Origin of the sequence: Microbacterium sp. USHLN186 (assembly GCF_037145155.1) — a bacterium.
Taxonomy (GTDB): Bacteria; Actinomycetota; Actinomycetes; order Actinomycetales; family Microbacteriaceae; genus Microbacterium.
This window is the reverse complement of sequence record NZ_JBBCYA010000001.1, coordinates 850,609-863,262: the sequence shown is the minus strand read 5'-3', so window position 1 is coordinate 863,262 and position 12,654 is coordinate 850,609. Positions and strand designations below refer to the sequence as shown.

18 protein-coding genes are annotated in these 12,654 nt (G+C 70.2%); 4 read left to right on the top strand and 14 right to left on the bottom strand.

All coding sequences use genetic code 11. The features are described from left to right. Positions 1 to 13 precede the first annotated feature (13 nt). Positions 14 to 562: a MarR family winged helix-turn-helix transcriptional regulator gene (locus tag WFG93_RS04000; protein WP_336645019.1), complete on the bottom strand. Its 549-nt coding sequence runs from the start codon at positions 560 to 562 to the stop codon at positions 14 to 16. Between the two features lie 108 nt (positions 563 to 670). Here WFG93_RS04000 and WFG93_RS03995 point away from each other — a divergent pair, with 108 nt between their 5' ends. After that, complete coding sequence (locus WFG93_RS03995) at positions 671 to 1,054, top strand: hypothetical protein (protein WP_336645018.1); 384 nt, start codon at positions 671 to 673, stop codon at positions 1,052 to 1,054. A 46-nt stretch (positions 1,055 to 1,100) separates the two neighbouring features. Here WFG93_RS03995 and WFG93_RS03990 read toward each other — a convergent pair whose 3' ends face one another. Continuing rightward, positions 1,101 to 2,297, bottom strand: a complete 1,197-nt coding sequence (locus tag WFG93_RS03990) for a glycosyltransferase family 2 protein (protein ID WP_336645017.1) — start codon at positions 2,295 to 2,297, stop codon at positions 1,101 to 1,103. A gap of 111 nt (positions 2,298 to 2,408) precedes the next feature. Here WFG93_RS03990 and WFG93_RS03985 point away from each other — a divergent pair, with 111 nt between their 5' ends. After that, positions 2,409 to 2,672: a glutaredoxin family protein gene (locus WFG93_RS03985; protein WP_336645016.1), complete on the top strand. Its 264-nt coding sequence runs from the start codon at positions 2,409 to 2,411 to the stop codon at positions 2,670 to 2,672. A 16-nt stretch (positions 2,673 to 2,688) separates the two neighbouring features. On the opposite strand, the gene ypfJ is transcribed toward WFG93_RS03985, so the two are convergent. Further along, on the bottom strand, positions 2,689 to 3,564 hold the full coding sequence (gene ypfJ / locus WFG93_RS03980) for a KPN_02809 family neutral zinc metallopeptidase (RefSeq protein WP_336645015.1): 876 nt from the start codon (positions 3,562 to 3,564) through the stop codon (positions 2,689 to 2,691). A gap of 68 nt (positions 3,565 to 3,632) precedes the next feature. Between ypfJ and WFG93_RS03975 the strand changes: the two genes are divergently transcribed. Both WFG93_RS03975 and WFG93_RS03970 read left to right on the top strand, forming a co-directional pair. Further along, positions 3,633 to 4,622 (top strand): malate dehydrogenase, encoded by a 990-nt coding sequence (locus tag WFG93_RS03975; protein ID WP_336645014.1) that lies wholly within the window; start codon positions 3,633 to 3,635, stop codon positions 4,620 to 4,622. 83 nt (positions 4,623 to 4,705) lie between these two features. Further along, a complete protein-coding gene (locus WFG93_RS03970; protein ID WP_336645013.1) occupies positions 4,706 to 5,173 on the top strand; it encodes a recombinase family protein in 468 nt (155 codons plus the stop codon). A 36-nt stretch (positions 5,174 to 5,209) separates the two neighbouring features. Here the strand turns inward: WFG93_RS03970 and WFG93_RS03965 are convergent, their stop codons facing one another. The 11 genes from WFG93_RS03965 to WFG93_RS03915 form a co-directional block, all read right to left on the bottom strand. Further along, the gene (locus WFG93_RS03965; RefSeq protein ID WP_336645012.1) at positions 5,210 to 5,851 is read right to left on the bottom strand and encodes a hypothetical protein; all 642 of its coding nucleotides are present in this window, start codon (positions 5,849 to 5,851) and stop codon (positions 5,210 to 5,212) included. Beyond that, positions 5,848 to 6,663, bottom strand: coding sequence for a hypothetical protein (locus WFG93_RS03960; protein ID WP_336645011.1), 816 nt, complete (start codon positions 6,661 to 6,663; stop codon positions 5,848 to 5,850). The genes WFG93_RS03965 and WFG93_RS03960 overlap by 4 nt, the downstream gene beginning before the upstream one ends. After that, positions 6,660 to 7,295: a hypothetical protein gene (locus WFG93_RS03955; RefSeq protein ID WP_336645010.1), complete on the bottom strand. Its 636-nt coding sequence runs from the start codon at positions 7,293 to 7,295 to the stop codon at positions 6,660 to 6,662. Before WFG93_RS03955 ends, WFG93_RS03960 begins: the two co-directional genes overlap by 4 nt. Continuing rightward, entirely contained in the window at positions 7,292 to 8,536 is a 1,245-nt protein-coding gene (locus WFG93_RS03950) for a hypothetical protein (RefSeq protein WP_336645009.1), read from the bottom strand. The genes WFG93_RS03955 and WFG93_RS03950 overlap by 4 nt, the downstream gene beginning before the upstream one ends. A gap of 12 nt (positions 8,537 to 8,548) precedes the next feature. Next, complete coding sequence (locus WFG93_RS03945; protein WP_336645008.1) at positions 8,549 to 8,914, bottom strand: hypothetical protein; 366 nt, start codon at positions 8,912 to 8,914, stop codon at positions 8,549 to 8,551. A 90-nt stretch (positions 8,915 to 9,004) separates the two neighbouring features. Beyond that, positions 9,005 to 9,292: a WXG100 family type VII secretion target gene (locus WFG93_RS03940; RefSeq protein WP_083428829.1), complete on the bottom strand. Its 288-nt coding sequence runs from the start codon at positions 9,290 to 9,292 to the stop codon at positions 9,005 to 9,007. Positions 9,293 to 9,428: 136 nt separating this feature from the next. Beyond that, the gene (locus WFG93_RS03935; RefSeq protein WP_336645007.1) at positions 9,429 to 9,935 is read right to left on the bottom strand and encodes a hypothetical protein; all 507 of its coding nucleotides are present in this window, start codon (positions 9,933 to 9,935) and stop codon (positions 9,429 to 9,431) included. Beyond that, the gene (locus tag WFG93_RS03930; protein ID WP_336645006.1) at positions 9,932 to 10,537 is read right to left on the bottom strand and encodes a hypothetical protein; all 606 of its coding nucleotides are present in this window, start codon (positions 10,535 to 10,537) and stop codon (positions 9,932 to 9,934) included. The genes WFG93_RS03935 and WFG93_RS03930 overlap by 4 nt, the downstream gene beginning before the upstream one ends. Continuing rightward, entirely contained in the window at positions 10,521 to 11,078 is a 558-nt protein-coding gene (locus WFG93_RS03925; protein WP_336645005.1) for a hypothetical protein, read from the bottom strand. The genes WFG93_RS03930 and WFG93_RS03925 overlap by 17 nt, the downstream gene beginning before the upstream one ends. 9 nt (positions 11,079 to 11,087) lie before the next feature. Next, positions 11,088 to 12,272 carry a hypothetical protein gene (locus WFG93_RS03920; protein WP_336645004.1) on the bottom strand — a complete coding sequence of 395 codons (1,185 nt, stop codon included), beginning with the start codon at positions 12,270 to 12,272 and terminating at the stop codon, positions 11,088 to 11,090. Beyond that, positions 12,269 to 12,574, bottom strand: coding sequence for a hypothetical protein (locus WFG93_RS03915; protein WP_336645003.1), 306 nt, complete (start codon positions 12,572 to 12,574; stop codon positions 12,269 to 12,271). The genes WFG93_RS03920 and WFG93_RS03915 overlap by 4 nt, the downstream gene beginning before the upstream one ends. Positions 12,575 to 12,654 lie beyond the last annotated feature (80 nt).

The following is a 12,654-nucleotide window of genomic DNA, read 5'->3' as shown; positions in this document are numbered from 1 at the left end:
GATATGCGGCGGGTCAGGCGCCGTGACCGGCAGGAGCGACGCCGTCCACGGCATCCGCCATCTCACGCAGGAACGCGGACACGTGCTGCTGCGCCTCAGCGTCCATGCGCGAGGCGACGCCGTACATCAGCTCGTGCATCTGCCCGAGCGTGTGCCGCACGTCCTCGTCGGCGTGCTCGGTGGTGCGCACCAGCGTGAGCGCGGGGTCGGCGTGATCCGCGGTGTGGCGGACATGGCCGGAGCGCTCGAGACGGTCGACGAGCACGGTCACGGCTGCGGTCGAGATGCCGAGGTACGACGCCAGCTCACCGGGACGAGCGGCGTGCTCGGGCTGGCGGAACAGGAAGCGCAGCGCGAGCAGCTCGTTCTCGCCCATCGACATCTCGTCGCGGGTGCGGCGGCGCATCGCGCGCTCGGCCGCGCGGTACAGGCGCAGCGCCTCAAGAACCTCGCGCGCACGCTCGCGGTGACCGGACGGCGCCTGGTCGTACCAGTAGCCTCCGGCGTGTCCGCTGTCCGAACGAGCACTTCGTTCTTCGTCGCCGGCCTGGAACTCTGCCACAGGTACTCCTTCAAGCGGCGCCGAGTGCGCCCGCACAGGTCATGATAGAAGATGACTGTGAGAAGCGGCCCGATCGGCCGCCGCACGACTGTCGAGAAAGGGGGGCCTGTGAATTTTCGCAGCAAGCAGACTCTGGAGAACTGGGTCGAGGAGTTCCGCGACGCCCGTGAGGCCGGTGACCTGATCCGCGTGATCATCCAGGACGGCTCCGACGGCTCGGACACCGGTCTGGTGATCGTGCCGGTCAAGAACTCCAACGTCAGCATCTTCATGCAGCCCGAGGCGATCGGCGACGTCCGCTGGCAGGTCACGGTCGAACCGACCGATGAGACCCTGCAGCTCAACAGCCACCAGCTGCACACGTTCGCCAGCGAGCTGGCCGTGGCAGCAGAGCTCTGCGCCTTCCTGGAGGCGCGCAGTGTCGGTCACGACGAGCAGCTCGTCGAGCCGGCGGTCGACCCGCTGGAGGACCAGCTCGCCGAGCAGGACTGAGCAGGACTGCCTCTCGAGCGCGCGATGGACAGCCCGGAGTCGGTGCTCACAGCTCGCCGGGACGCATCGCCTCGGCGTCGATCGCGCGGATGATGCGCACCGCCGCGGTGTCGGTGGTCGGCTCCTGCGCGACATCCGCCCGCCGCCGACGGGGCGCGTACACGACCAGCGCGTGGAACAGGAAGCGGGCGAAGAACGCCACGACCAGCGAGATCGCGGTCGCGAGGACGCTGGAGATGTGCCAGGACTCGACCATGAGCGCCATCACCGGGATGCGCAGCGCAGCCTCGACGCTGTTGAACGAGAGGGATGCCAGCAGCCGCACCCACAGCCGGGGGGCGTCGCGGCGCTCATCGCGGAAGACGAAGAGCTCCTGCAGCACGAAGTTGCCGACGATGGTCGCCGCCGCGCCGATGATCGCTGCGGACACGTACGCCATGCCGAGGTGGGTGAGGGCCCACATGATGGCGACGTTCGCGACCGCGCCGACGCCGCCGATCACGGCGAACAGACCCATCTTGCCGAAGCGCAGCCGCGCGAGGTGGGCGAGGAAGGTCGCGCCCTGACGCAGGCTCGCCTTCGAGGCGCCGTGGCGGCGCGAGGCGAACTCCAGCGGCACCTCGGCGATGCGCAGCTCGCGCCGCTCCCCGCCGCGCACGAGGATCTCGAGCAGGATCTTGAACCCCTGCGGACGCAGATCCGGCACGTCGATGCGCGATCGGTCGACGAGGAAGAATCCGGTCATCGGGTCGGTGCTGCGCCAGAGCCGACGCAGGAACATCGCCTTTGTGATCGCGGTGGCCGCCTTCGACACGCCCAGCCGCACGGCGGTGCCCAGCCCCGCGGAGTCGCCGCCGCCGATGTATCGCGACGCCGCCACCACGTCCGCGTCGCCGCGCGCGTAGCGCGCCAGCATCGCGGACAGGAGCTCGGGCGGATGCTGCAGGTCCCCGTCCATCACGATGCACACGTCATGCGCGGCCTCGGCGAGTCCCAGGGTGACCGCGCCACCGAGTCCGCCGATGTTGTCGTCGCGGTGGATCCCGCGCACGGGAAGGGCAGCGGAGGCGCCGACGCGCGCGATCTCGTCGATCGTGCCGTCCGTGCTGTCGTCGATGAAGAGGATCTCAGCGGTCGCGTCGTGCAGCGCTGCGACGATGCGGTCGACGAGCTCGGCGATGTTCTCGCGCTCGTTGAAGGTGGGCACGATGACGGTGACCGGCGGGACGATGAGGGCGCTCACGTGGGCTCCTTCCCGTGCGGACGTCGCGACGCAGCCCCCATCGTTTCACGGGATGCCGTGCGTATGCACCACGGCGGATCCCGCCTCTCCGGGCGGTCGTAGGCTGGGATCATGAGCACTCCCGCATCAGACACGATCACCCTGTTCGGCGCCGACTGGTGCCGCGACTGCCGTCGCACGAAGTCGCAGCTCGACGAGCTGGGCGTGGCGTACACCTACGTCGACCTCGTGGCCGAGCCCACGGCCGCCGATGTGGCCAAGGAGATCTCGGGGCGCACGAACATCCCCGTCGTGGTCTACCCCGACGCGAGTCACCACGTCGAGCCGAGCAACGCCGACGTCGAGGCCAAGCTGCGCGAGCTGTCGCTGATCTGACGACCCCGGCGGGCGCTCAGAGGTCGTCGCCCGGCACCGCGAAGGTGTCGCAGACGCCGAGGCCGCTCTTGTAGCCGTTGGCGAACCACGCCTGGCGCTGCTCGCTGGTGCCGTGTGTGAAGCTCTCCGGGTTCACGAAGCCGGACTGCTCCTGAATGTGGTCGTCGCCCACGGCGAAGGCCGCGTTCAGGGCATCCTCGATCTGCGTCTCGGTGGGCCGCTGCACATAGGCGACGCCGTTCTCATCCTTCTGCTCGGTGATGGCGCCCAGCCAGGCGCCGGCGTAGCAGTCGGCCTGCAGCTCGGTGCGCACGCTGTTGCTGTCCGGACCCGTGCCGTTGTTGGGATGCGCGTCCATGATGCCGGTGATGTTCTGGATGTGGTGGCCCCACTCGTGTCCCACGATGTAGAGCTGCGCGAGCTCACCGGCGGACGCGCCGAACTGCTGACGCATCAGCTGGAAGAACGTGGGGTCGATGTAGACACCCTGCTCGGGCGGGCAGTAGAACGGGCCGACGGCGTTGGAGGCCGTGCCGCACTGCGTGGGCGTCTGCCCGTCGACGACGGTGATGGTCGGCGGCTGATAGCCGTCGACGTGCTTCGACCAGTACTGGTTGAGCACGATCTCCGCGCCGGCGATACGGCAGTCGTCGCGCGTGTTGGCATCCTGCCCGGTGTCGCACTCGGCGAGCGTGTTCTCGCCGCTGGACGCGGGGCGGTTCTCGCCACCGGGCACCCCGCCCACCAGTCCGGTGAGATCTGGCCCGCCCAGCATCGCGACGACGAGGGCGACCAGCCCGAGCACGCCCGCCCCGCCGCCGGCGATCGCCGCGCCGCGGCCACGACGACGGGTGGTGTTGCCCGAGATGTCGGCGTCTGGATTGAACGTCATGCAGAAAAGGTACCCCTCACGGGTGGCGCACGCCCGCAATAGGCTCGACCTTGACACGGGAGGGTTCCATGACCAAGACGATCACGATCACCGGCGCCGGCGGACAGATCGGCTACGCAATGCTGTTCCGCATCGCCGCGGGCGACATGCTCGGATCCGACGAGCACGTGCGGCTGCGGCTGCTGGAGATCCCGCAGGGAATGGGCGCCGCCGAGGGCGCCGCGCTCGAGCTGCAGGACGGCGCGTTCGCGCTGCTCGACGGCGTCGAGGTGACCGACGACCCGGCCGTGGCGTTCGACGGCGCGAACATCGCATTGCTGGTGGGCGCCCGCCCGCGCGGGCCCGGCATGGAACGCGGTGATCTTCTCGCCGCCAACGGCGGGATCTTCGGCCCGCAGGGCCGTGCGATCGCCGCGCACGCGGCATCCGATGTGCGTGTCGCGGTGGTCGGCAACCCCGCCAACACGAACGCGCTGATCGCCTCGTCGGCAGCAGACGGGGTGCCCGCCGAGCAGTTCACCGCGCTCACTCGGCTCGATGAGAACCGGGCGAGGGCGCAGCTCGCGCAGGCGCTGCACACGCCGGTCGGTGCGGTGCGTCGTGTGCCGATCTGGGGGAATCACTCCGCGACGCAGTTCCCCGACATCTCGCACGCCACACTCGACGGCGAACCGGTCGCCGAGCGCCTCGCCGCCGCCTTCGGCGATGTGCGGGCCTGGCAGGAGCAGACGTTCATCCCACGCGTCGCGAAACGCGGCGCGGAGATCATCGAAGTGCGCGGCTCGTCGTCGGTGGCCTCGGCGGCATCCGCGGCGATCGATCACGTGCGCGACTGGGTGCACGGCACCGACGACTGGACGAGCGCGGGCGTCGTCTCGCACGGGGAGTACGGCGTGCCGGAGGGGCTCATCTGCTCGTTCCCCGTGCGCGCGGTCGACGGCACCTGGCGCATCGTCGACGGTCTCGAACTCGACGACTGGGCACGCGCGCGGGTCGACGCGTCGGTGACCGAGCTCGTCGAGGAGCGCGAGGCGGTGCGCGCGCTCGGGCTGATCTGAGCGGGTCGTCGCCGACTCCGCAGCCCGGAGTCGGGCCGCGACGGACGGCGGACTCGGGCAGAATGGATGCCGGAGGTGCGGCGATGACCGATGCGATGAACCCGGCCGGCGGCGAGGCGGAGATTGCGCTGACCAGCCCACTGCATCTGCCGCACGCCGCCGCGAACTGCCCGAAGTGCCTGGCGAACGACGATCACGGCTGGTGGTCGGCGCGGCCGGAGGGCACGCGCCTGGTGGGGCTCGTGGTCGCGCGCGACGGCATGCCGTCGGTGACCCAGCAGCGTGACGACCTCACCCGCTTCGGCGTGCCGATCGAGGGGTTCCGTCACCCCGCGCCCGAGATCCTGGAGAGCTGGGGCGACCGCCTGGCCCGGCTGATCGAGACACTGCGCCCCGGCGACGTGCTGGTGGTCGCGAACGTGCACGCCCTCGGCCGGGACCGCGACGAGGAGTCGCGCACGATCTCCGAGCTGCGCCGGCGCGGCATCATGGTGAAGGTGCTCGGCCACCATGCCCGGCATCTCGCCGATGCCGAGACGCCGACCGCCTGACTTCTTCCGAAGTTCAGGGGCGATGCCAGGGGCACGTCACTCCCCGGGCATCCAGGTGAGCGTGGACACGCACAGATCGAACAGCGCCTTCATCTGCAGCAGCGGCGGGTCGTCGGCCGGCACGTCCGCTCCGCGCAGCAGGACGAGCGTCAGCAGCAGCGCGCGTCGGCGCCCGCTGCCGGGGACCGGGGTGAGGTATGCGACGGTGGTGACCCGCAGCTGCTCGCCGTCGAGCGTGTCGCTCGTCTCGCGTTCCACCCGCATGATCCGCTTATCGCCGAGCAGGGGCGTGGCTCCGTCCGTCAGGATGGCCGCGCGCACGTACGAATCGAGGGTCTGGCCCGGCTCGGCGTGCTGGATGCTGGCGGTGAGCGAGGCGGGAAGGTAGGCGCTCTCGGGCGCCTCATCAGCAGCCGTGAACATCGCCACGGTGGACACCTTGCGCATCTGTGTGAACGCCTCGTCCACCATCCCGCGCAGCCGCGCGTGCAGGTCCGGACGGTGCGCCTGCATCGTGCGGGTGCGGATCTGCGCCAGCATCCGCTCCTGCTCGTCCTCGTCGACGCCGCGGCGCACCCACCCGGGCGGCAGCACGAGCGAGAAGTCGGGGTCGGGTTCGCCGCCGAGCAGCTCGCGCAGGCCTATGCGCACCGGGCAGTCCTGGGAAACGTCCGTCACGGCGTGCTCCTTCGGATCGGATCGAGCGTGAACAGCGTCCCCAGGGGCGCCGACAGCGCCTGAGCCAGCGTGGCATCATCGAGGAAGCCGCGTTCGTGCAGGATGCGCAGGGCCGCGTCGCGGTCGTCCTGGATGGGAGCGCGCTGGTCCGCCGGCAACGCGGAGACCGCGCGCGCCGCGCTCTCACGGTCGGTGATGGTCACCGGCAGAGCACGTGCGGCCTCCGGCTCGTCGTCGCGCACCCTGAAGCGCGCCAGCACGCCCAGCGTGAGCAGCACGCCGAGAACGAGGGTCGCCCACACCGGGATCAGCATCGTCGGGGAGAGGTCGTAGCCGTCGCGATCCGAGACGGTCGGCATCGCGGCCGAGGCGAAGCCGGCCGCGATCGCGCTGACCGACGCGATCCCGCACACCATGCCCGACCAGCGCGCGCCACCGCGCAGCCAGAGCAGCGCGGTGACCAGCAGCATCACCGCCCCCGCACCGAACGCCCCGGCGGCGAGCGGGACCGCGATCTCTGCCGGCACGCGGTCGATCAGGTACGACTCGGCGCCGAGCACCGCCATCCCGGCCACCGGGGAGAGGACGGCGAGCACGCCCAGGACGGCCGCGACGGCTGTCATCCCGCGCTGCCCGGCACGCGGCTCGCGGCGGCCGAGGATCTCGGCGATCGCAGCGCCATCGTCACCGAAGGTGGCCACCACCTCGGGGTGCGCCTGGCAGGCGACGGATTCCAGCATCCCCAGCCGGGGCTCCTCCGCTGCGGAGCGGGCACGGGCCCAGGACTGCGCGTTCGAATGCGTGAGCGTCATGATGCGGTCAGGCTATCAATCCAGCTGTTCGCCGGCTGCGCCTCCATCAGCTCCGGCTGGAGGGCCCGGCGCGGCAGGCCATCTGGGGCGACCAGCTGCAGCGACGCCGTGAACGTGTGGATGGACGCCGAGACGATGCCGAGCAGGTCGGCGAACGTCGGCTCGACCGACACGATCACCACGACGTCACCCTCGAACGAGAACACGATGTCGTAGCCGAGCACGTCGCCGTCGCCGATCCGCGCGCTGCGCGGTATCAGCACGCCCGGTCCGAGTCCCTCCGACACGAACAGGATGCCGTCGCCGGGACCGGGTCGCACGCCGTCGCCGCGGCCCATCGCGACATGCACGAACACGCAGAGCGGATGCTGCGCGGGCCACAGCTGGAAGGCGAGCGCGTCATCCGGGCGCCGGTGTGCGAGCCCCGCGCGCAGCACCTCGGGAACCGCCTGCGCCGATTCGGTCGTCCACGTCGGTGCCCATGCGTGGCGCAGCAGTTCGGTGTTCTCGTGCACCCAGGCCTCTGCGGCGGGTGCACTGTCGATGGCGGGGACGGGCAACCAGCCGGGGTCGAGCGAGGTGCCGGTGATGCGCCAGGTGCCTGACGCCCAGCCGTCCGGGAAGGAGATCACAGCAGCACTCCCAGCCACGGGACCCGCTTGCTGATCGACTGATCACCGTGGCCGGTCCAGTTCGCGATCTTGTCGGTCATCTTGATCGGTCCGGAGATCATCATGTGCGTGAACTCCCAGGCCGCCGGCAGCGTCGTCGAATGCGCCCAGCCACGCGAACCGGCCGTCATGGTGTCGATCACACCGGTGAGCTTCGTGGTGTCCTTGCCGAGCATGAGGCGGCTGAGCACATCGCCGACGCCGGCCGGGTTGTTCAGCTGCCACAGCGTGCGCCCGCTCTGAGCGAGGCCCTTCATCCCGCCGCCGGCGAAGCGTCCTGCCATCGCGATGTCGTCCAGCTGCGATGCCGCCGCGCTCCAGGTGGAGGGCTTGAAGGCGGGGAATGCGTCGCCGGCGAAGTTCAGCAGTCCGCTCTTGCCCTGGAACAGCTTGCCCGCGCTGCCGAACGGGATGACCCCGACGATCGCCAGCGCGAGGTCCATGCCGCTCGCGTCGTCGCGGAAGAACTGGTAGGCGACCAGCACGAGTGTGGCGACGGCGACCACGGCGCCGAGGGCGGCGATGATGGGGCCGCCGATGACGATCGCGGCGACGGCGAGGATCGTCCCGGCGACCTGCAGCACCTTGACGACGACGGCCACACCGCCGTCGACGTCATCCCAGAAGCTGTCCTCGATCTTGCCGTCGAACGCGTCCTCGATGGCGTCCGCGGTGCTGTCGAAGACCTCCTCCCACGAGTCGACCTCGGTGTCGAAGTCACGCAGCGCGTCGAGGTACTCCTCGTGCAGGCGCTGCTTCTCGCGGTCGTCCTGGGCGTTCTCCTCCCCCATGCTCTGCTTCTCGTCGTCGCTGCGCCACGGAGCGGGCTCGGCCCAGAACGGCCGGTCGAGATATCCGGGTGCCGCGTCATAGGCGGCCTTCGCCTGCTCGCAAGAACTCACCCTCAGGCGCACACGCGGCTGATGTTCGTCGAGCGCGTCGGCGTAGCCGACGAGGATAGGGCCGGTCGGCTGGTACAGGGCTGCGGCACGACCCAGCTCGATGTGAGTCTCGCCGACGATCTCCTGCAGCTTCTCGACGGCTTCGCCCTTCATCCCCGATGCCTGGTCGGCCAGTCGCCGCAGGAATGCGGCGCTGGTATGCATCTGCTCGCCCAGCGTCGTGATCTCGGTTCCCCGCGCGCGGATGGCGCCTGACTCGCCCTCGAGTGCGACGACCTGGCGTCCCTTGGGTGAAAGCATGTCCGTCTCCCGTCACCGCGCCGACGCGGGCACGCCGCCCACGGGGGCGGTCGGGCGTCCCTCGGTGTGCGCACCGGTCACATCGATGTCCATCTGCGACGCGGTCTCGACGTCCCAGTCGCGCAGGCCCTCCAGCACGCCCTGCACATGCTTCTGCACCTTGTCGATGTCGGTGCTGAGCTCCTGGCGCTTGTCGTCCCACCGGGCCTCGAAGTCGTGCACGCGACTGCGCAGCGTCGTACGCCCGTACGGAGAGCCGATGGCATCCTGCACGGTGGCGGTGCGCGAGCCCGCGTCGTTCAGCTCCTGAACGATCGCCTTCAGCTGCTCGTTGACCTCGCTGAGCTCGGTGTAGCGGACCCAGATCCCGTCGGCCATGGCGACCCCTCCCGTCGTGTCGACCCTCGTGGAACAGAAGAGGGGGCCGACCGATCACCGGTCGGCCCCCTCGAGACTGCGTGCGCCGACTCAGCCGCCGGCGAGCTGCTGATCCAGGTCCTGGATCGCACGCATCATGCCCAGCAGCGACTCGGACATGTCGTTGATGCCGTCCACGGCGGTCTTCAGACCCGTGGTCAGCTCCCCGTAGCCCTCGCCGAACTTGCCCGACGCGTGCTGCGTCTTGAAGTCCTCGCCCAGCAGCGTGTCCACCTGACCCTTCAGGGTGTCCAGCTGACCCTGGATGTCATCACGAGCCTGCGACAGCGACGACGCCACCTGCTCCATCTCCGCATAAGACGCACCGAAATCGGCCATCGTCAACACCTCCGATAAATCGATCGAACCGGACCACCCCGGCCCGACACCCTCAACAGTAGGGCGAGCCGCAGAACCCGTCGATGGGGACAACTCCCCATGGGGCTCCCAGCACCGCGGCAAAGGCCGTCCGCACCTACTCCGACGGCCGCGCCCCGCCGACGAGGGCGATCACGTCGTCGAGGACGAGGCCGAGCACCGCCGGCTCACCGAGCACGTCGGCGATCAGCGTACGCGAGCCGTCGGATCGCCGGGCTCGCAGTCCCATCGCCATCGGCATCCCCTCCCGCGGCGCCACCAGCGACAGCACGGCACATCCCGCATCGAAGTGCCATGTGCGCTGCGGGAGGCTGAGCGGGAAGGGCGAATCCGGTACCGGGCCGGCCTGCTCGGCGACGCTGAGATCGGCAGTGGCCCCCGTCGCGCCCGGGCCGAGGACGTGCCACACTCGGGCGATCGTGCTCGACGTGGCGCGCGGCTGCGCGACCACCCGCGCGATGGCGCTGCGCGCCTCCTCGCCGTCCACGAAACCCGGGAAGGACTCCGCAGCGGCGCGGCTGAGGTCCGCCGCGAGCGCGGTCGCCTCCCCCTCGTCCACTCCGAACGGCACCGGCAGCCAGCCCTCGGGGAGAGCATCGGTCACCGATATCTCCACACCAGGGTCGACACCACCGCGTCGGCGAGCGCGCTGAACCCGTCGAGCGCGGGCCCCGCCGCGTCGATGCCGGGGTGCACGATCGACGCCATGACGAGGATGCCCCTGCGCGGCCCGGAACCCGGGAACGGTCGCACGTAGCAGATCTCGCGTGAGAACACTCCCTCGGTCTCGGCGCGACCCTCGCGATCGCTCTGCCAGCGGTACATCGATCCGCCGTCACCGGCATCCAGGGTCTCGACAGTCGCCCCGCCCGCGCGGCGGGACACGTCGTCGGCGAACTCCCCCTGGGCGAGCCACGGGACAGTGACGATGCTCATCGGCGGAGCGCCCTCGGCGGGCACGATGGGCAGGTACACCTCGATCGCTCCGCGCCCGCGAAGCTGCTCCCACTGCCGGTGCACAGCCGCGCGCGCCTGTGCGAACAGGTCGGGACGGTGCACCTCCAGGAAACGCGACCGCATCAGCCCGATGAGCTGGTCGCGCCCCGACTCGTCAGCGACGAATCGGCCCCAGTCCGGCGGGACCAGGAGCGTGTACCCGACAGGGGCGGACGCTGCGGTTCCGAGAAGCTCATCCCGCAGCGCCATGCTGCGCCCTTCTGCGTCGCCGCTGCGCGCGCAGGCGCTTCATGCGCGCGGCGGCGACGAGCGTCACGACGAGGAGCACCAGCAGGAACGGCGTGACCACCCAGTGCCACCCGATCGGGTACCCGTCGGCGCCGGGCGTGCGGATCACGCCGGTGGGGTCCTTCTCGAACGCGGCGATGAAGATCGGGAACACGCCCGCGAGTGACGTCGCGAAGAACATGAACGAGATATCGGATGAGATCTCCAGCCCGCCGAGCAGCAGGTAGGCGCACGCGGATCCGATCGCAAGCAGTCCGGTCACGATCGTGAGCCACGCGGGTACGCTCAGCACGGGCCACGGCAGCAGGGAGTCGTAGAGCTTCGATGGCTCGTTGGAGTAATAGATCCGTCCGCCGTTGAAGATGCCCCTCGCGACGACGGGAACGATCCACTGCCCGAAGGTGGCGAGCGTGGCGAGGACGGCGACGAGCCGCAGCACGCCCAGCCGGGTGGGCAGCCCGCTTCGGTTCAGGCCGAAGTTGGGCAGCGTCGAGAAGGGCACGGGGTCAGTCTACGGACGGCCGAACGAGAACCCGAACGGGTTCGCCCGGTCGCTGAAGAGACCGCCGAGCACCCCGCCCCACCAGGCACCCTGCGCGGTGATCCCCGCTCCGCCGATCTTCGGAACGCTCTGCAGGACGACATCCGCCCAGGCGTCCGCGATGGTGGCGCTGCGCGGCGCCGACTTCGCCGTCCAGTCCGACAGGGCCGTGCCCCATCTGCTGAGCGCGGCCCACTCGCTGCCGCGCGCGAGCGTCGAGAACGGGTTCACGAACCCGCCGAGACGTGGCATCGAGGCTGTGCGGACGCCGCTCGCGAACACCGGGAGCTTCGACGCGCTCTGCGACGCGGCGAACAGTCCCTTGCCGCCTTCCGCGATCGGCTTGAGCGCCCGGGCGGCCAGCCCGCCCGCTCCGGCGGTGAGCAGCCCGAAGGTGCTCCAGAGCACGTCCGAGAGGTTGGCCTTGCCGTTGGCGTAGAGGTAGACGGTGCCGGCGAGATGCACGGCCGACAAGGCCAGCGTCGCCGCGAGCAGGATCCCCGACCACGGACTCGAGACCACGAACAGCGCGACGACGGCGAGCACGATGATCGCTCGACCGATCCAGGTCAACGCCTCCGAGAGTCCGTCCCAGAAGCTGTCGTCGTTGTCCGCCGCGTCCATGGCGTCTGCGACGCCGTCGGCAGCCGTGTCGAACGCCGCCTCCCAGGCCTCGTAGGTGCTGTCGTACGCGCGCCACAGCGGGTCACGTGCATCGTCAGCGGCGGCGACGGCATTCGCGGCGTCCTCGAGGTTCTTCGACTGCTCGTCGGCGTCGGTGGCCGGGGCACAGAGGGCGCCCTGCTGCTCGCTCACGGCTGTCGCGTAAGCGCTCTCCGCGGCCTCGAGCGCGTCGTGGTTCTGCGTGTACCAATTGCGGGCGGTCTCCAGCGCCGTCGCGTAGGGCGCGAGCGCCGTCCCGGTGCCCTCGTAGCGGATGCCCGCCTGGCGCAGCTCGGACTCGATGCTCTCGGCGTCCTCCTTCAGCTTGTCCGTACCCTTGCTGACCTGCGAAGACGCGATGTCGCGCAGCGTGTCGGCGGTGCGCTTCATCGCCGCACCCAGCTCCTTGTACTGCTCGGCGGTCTCGGCGATGGTGTCGGGCGTCCCCTCGAACTGGCGCAGGACGTGCCCGGTGAACGGGGATCGGCTCACGAGCCACCCTCCTTGACCTCGAGCGACGCCGTTGCCTCGGCCTCCCACTCGTCCCACCCGTCGATGATCCCGTCGAGGCGCTTGTACACGTTCTCGACGGCCTCCTTCAGGTCGTCGCGGTTGCCCGACCAGTTCGCTTCGAACCAGCCGACCCGGTCCCGCAGCCGGGACTTGCCCTGTGGGTTGCCGATGGCATCCTCGAGCCGGTCGTTGATCGACGCCGCGTCGTCGAAGTCCGCCTTCGCCGTCTTCAGCGTGTCACGTGCGTCACGCAGGCGGGCTCGGTCGAGCAGTACGTCCATCATCTGTTCCTCGTCGTGGAAGCCGGGCGATCAGCGTCCACGCTAGATGACCCGCTCCCGCTCCCGCGATGGGGACTTCT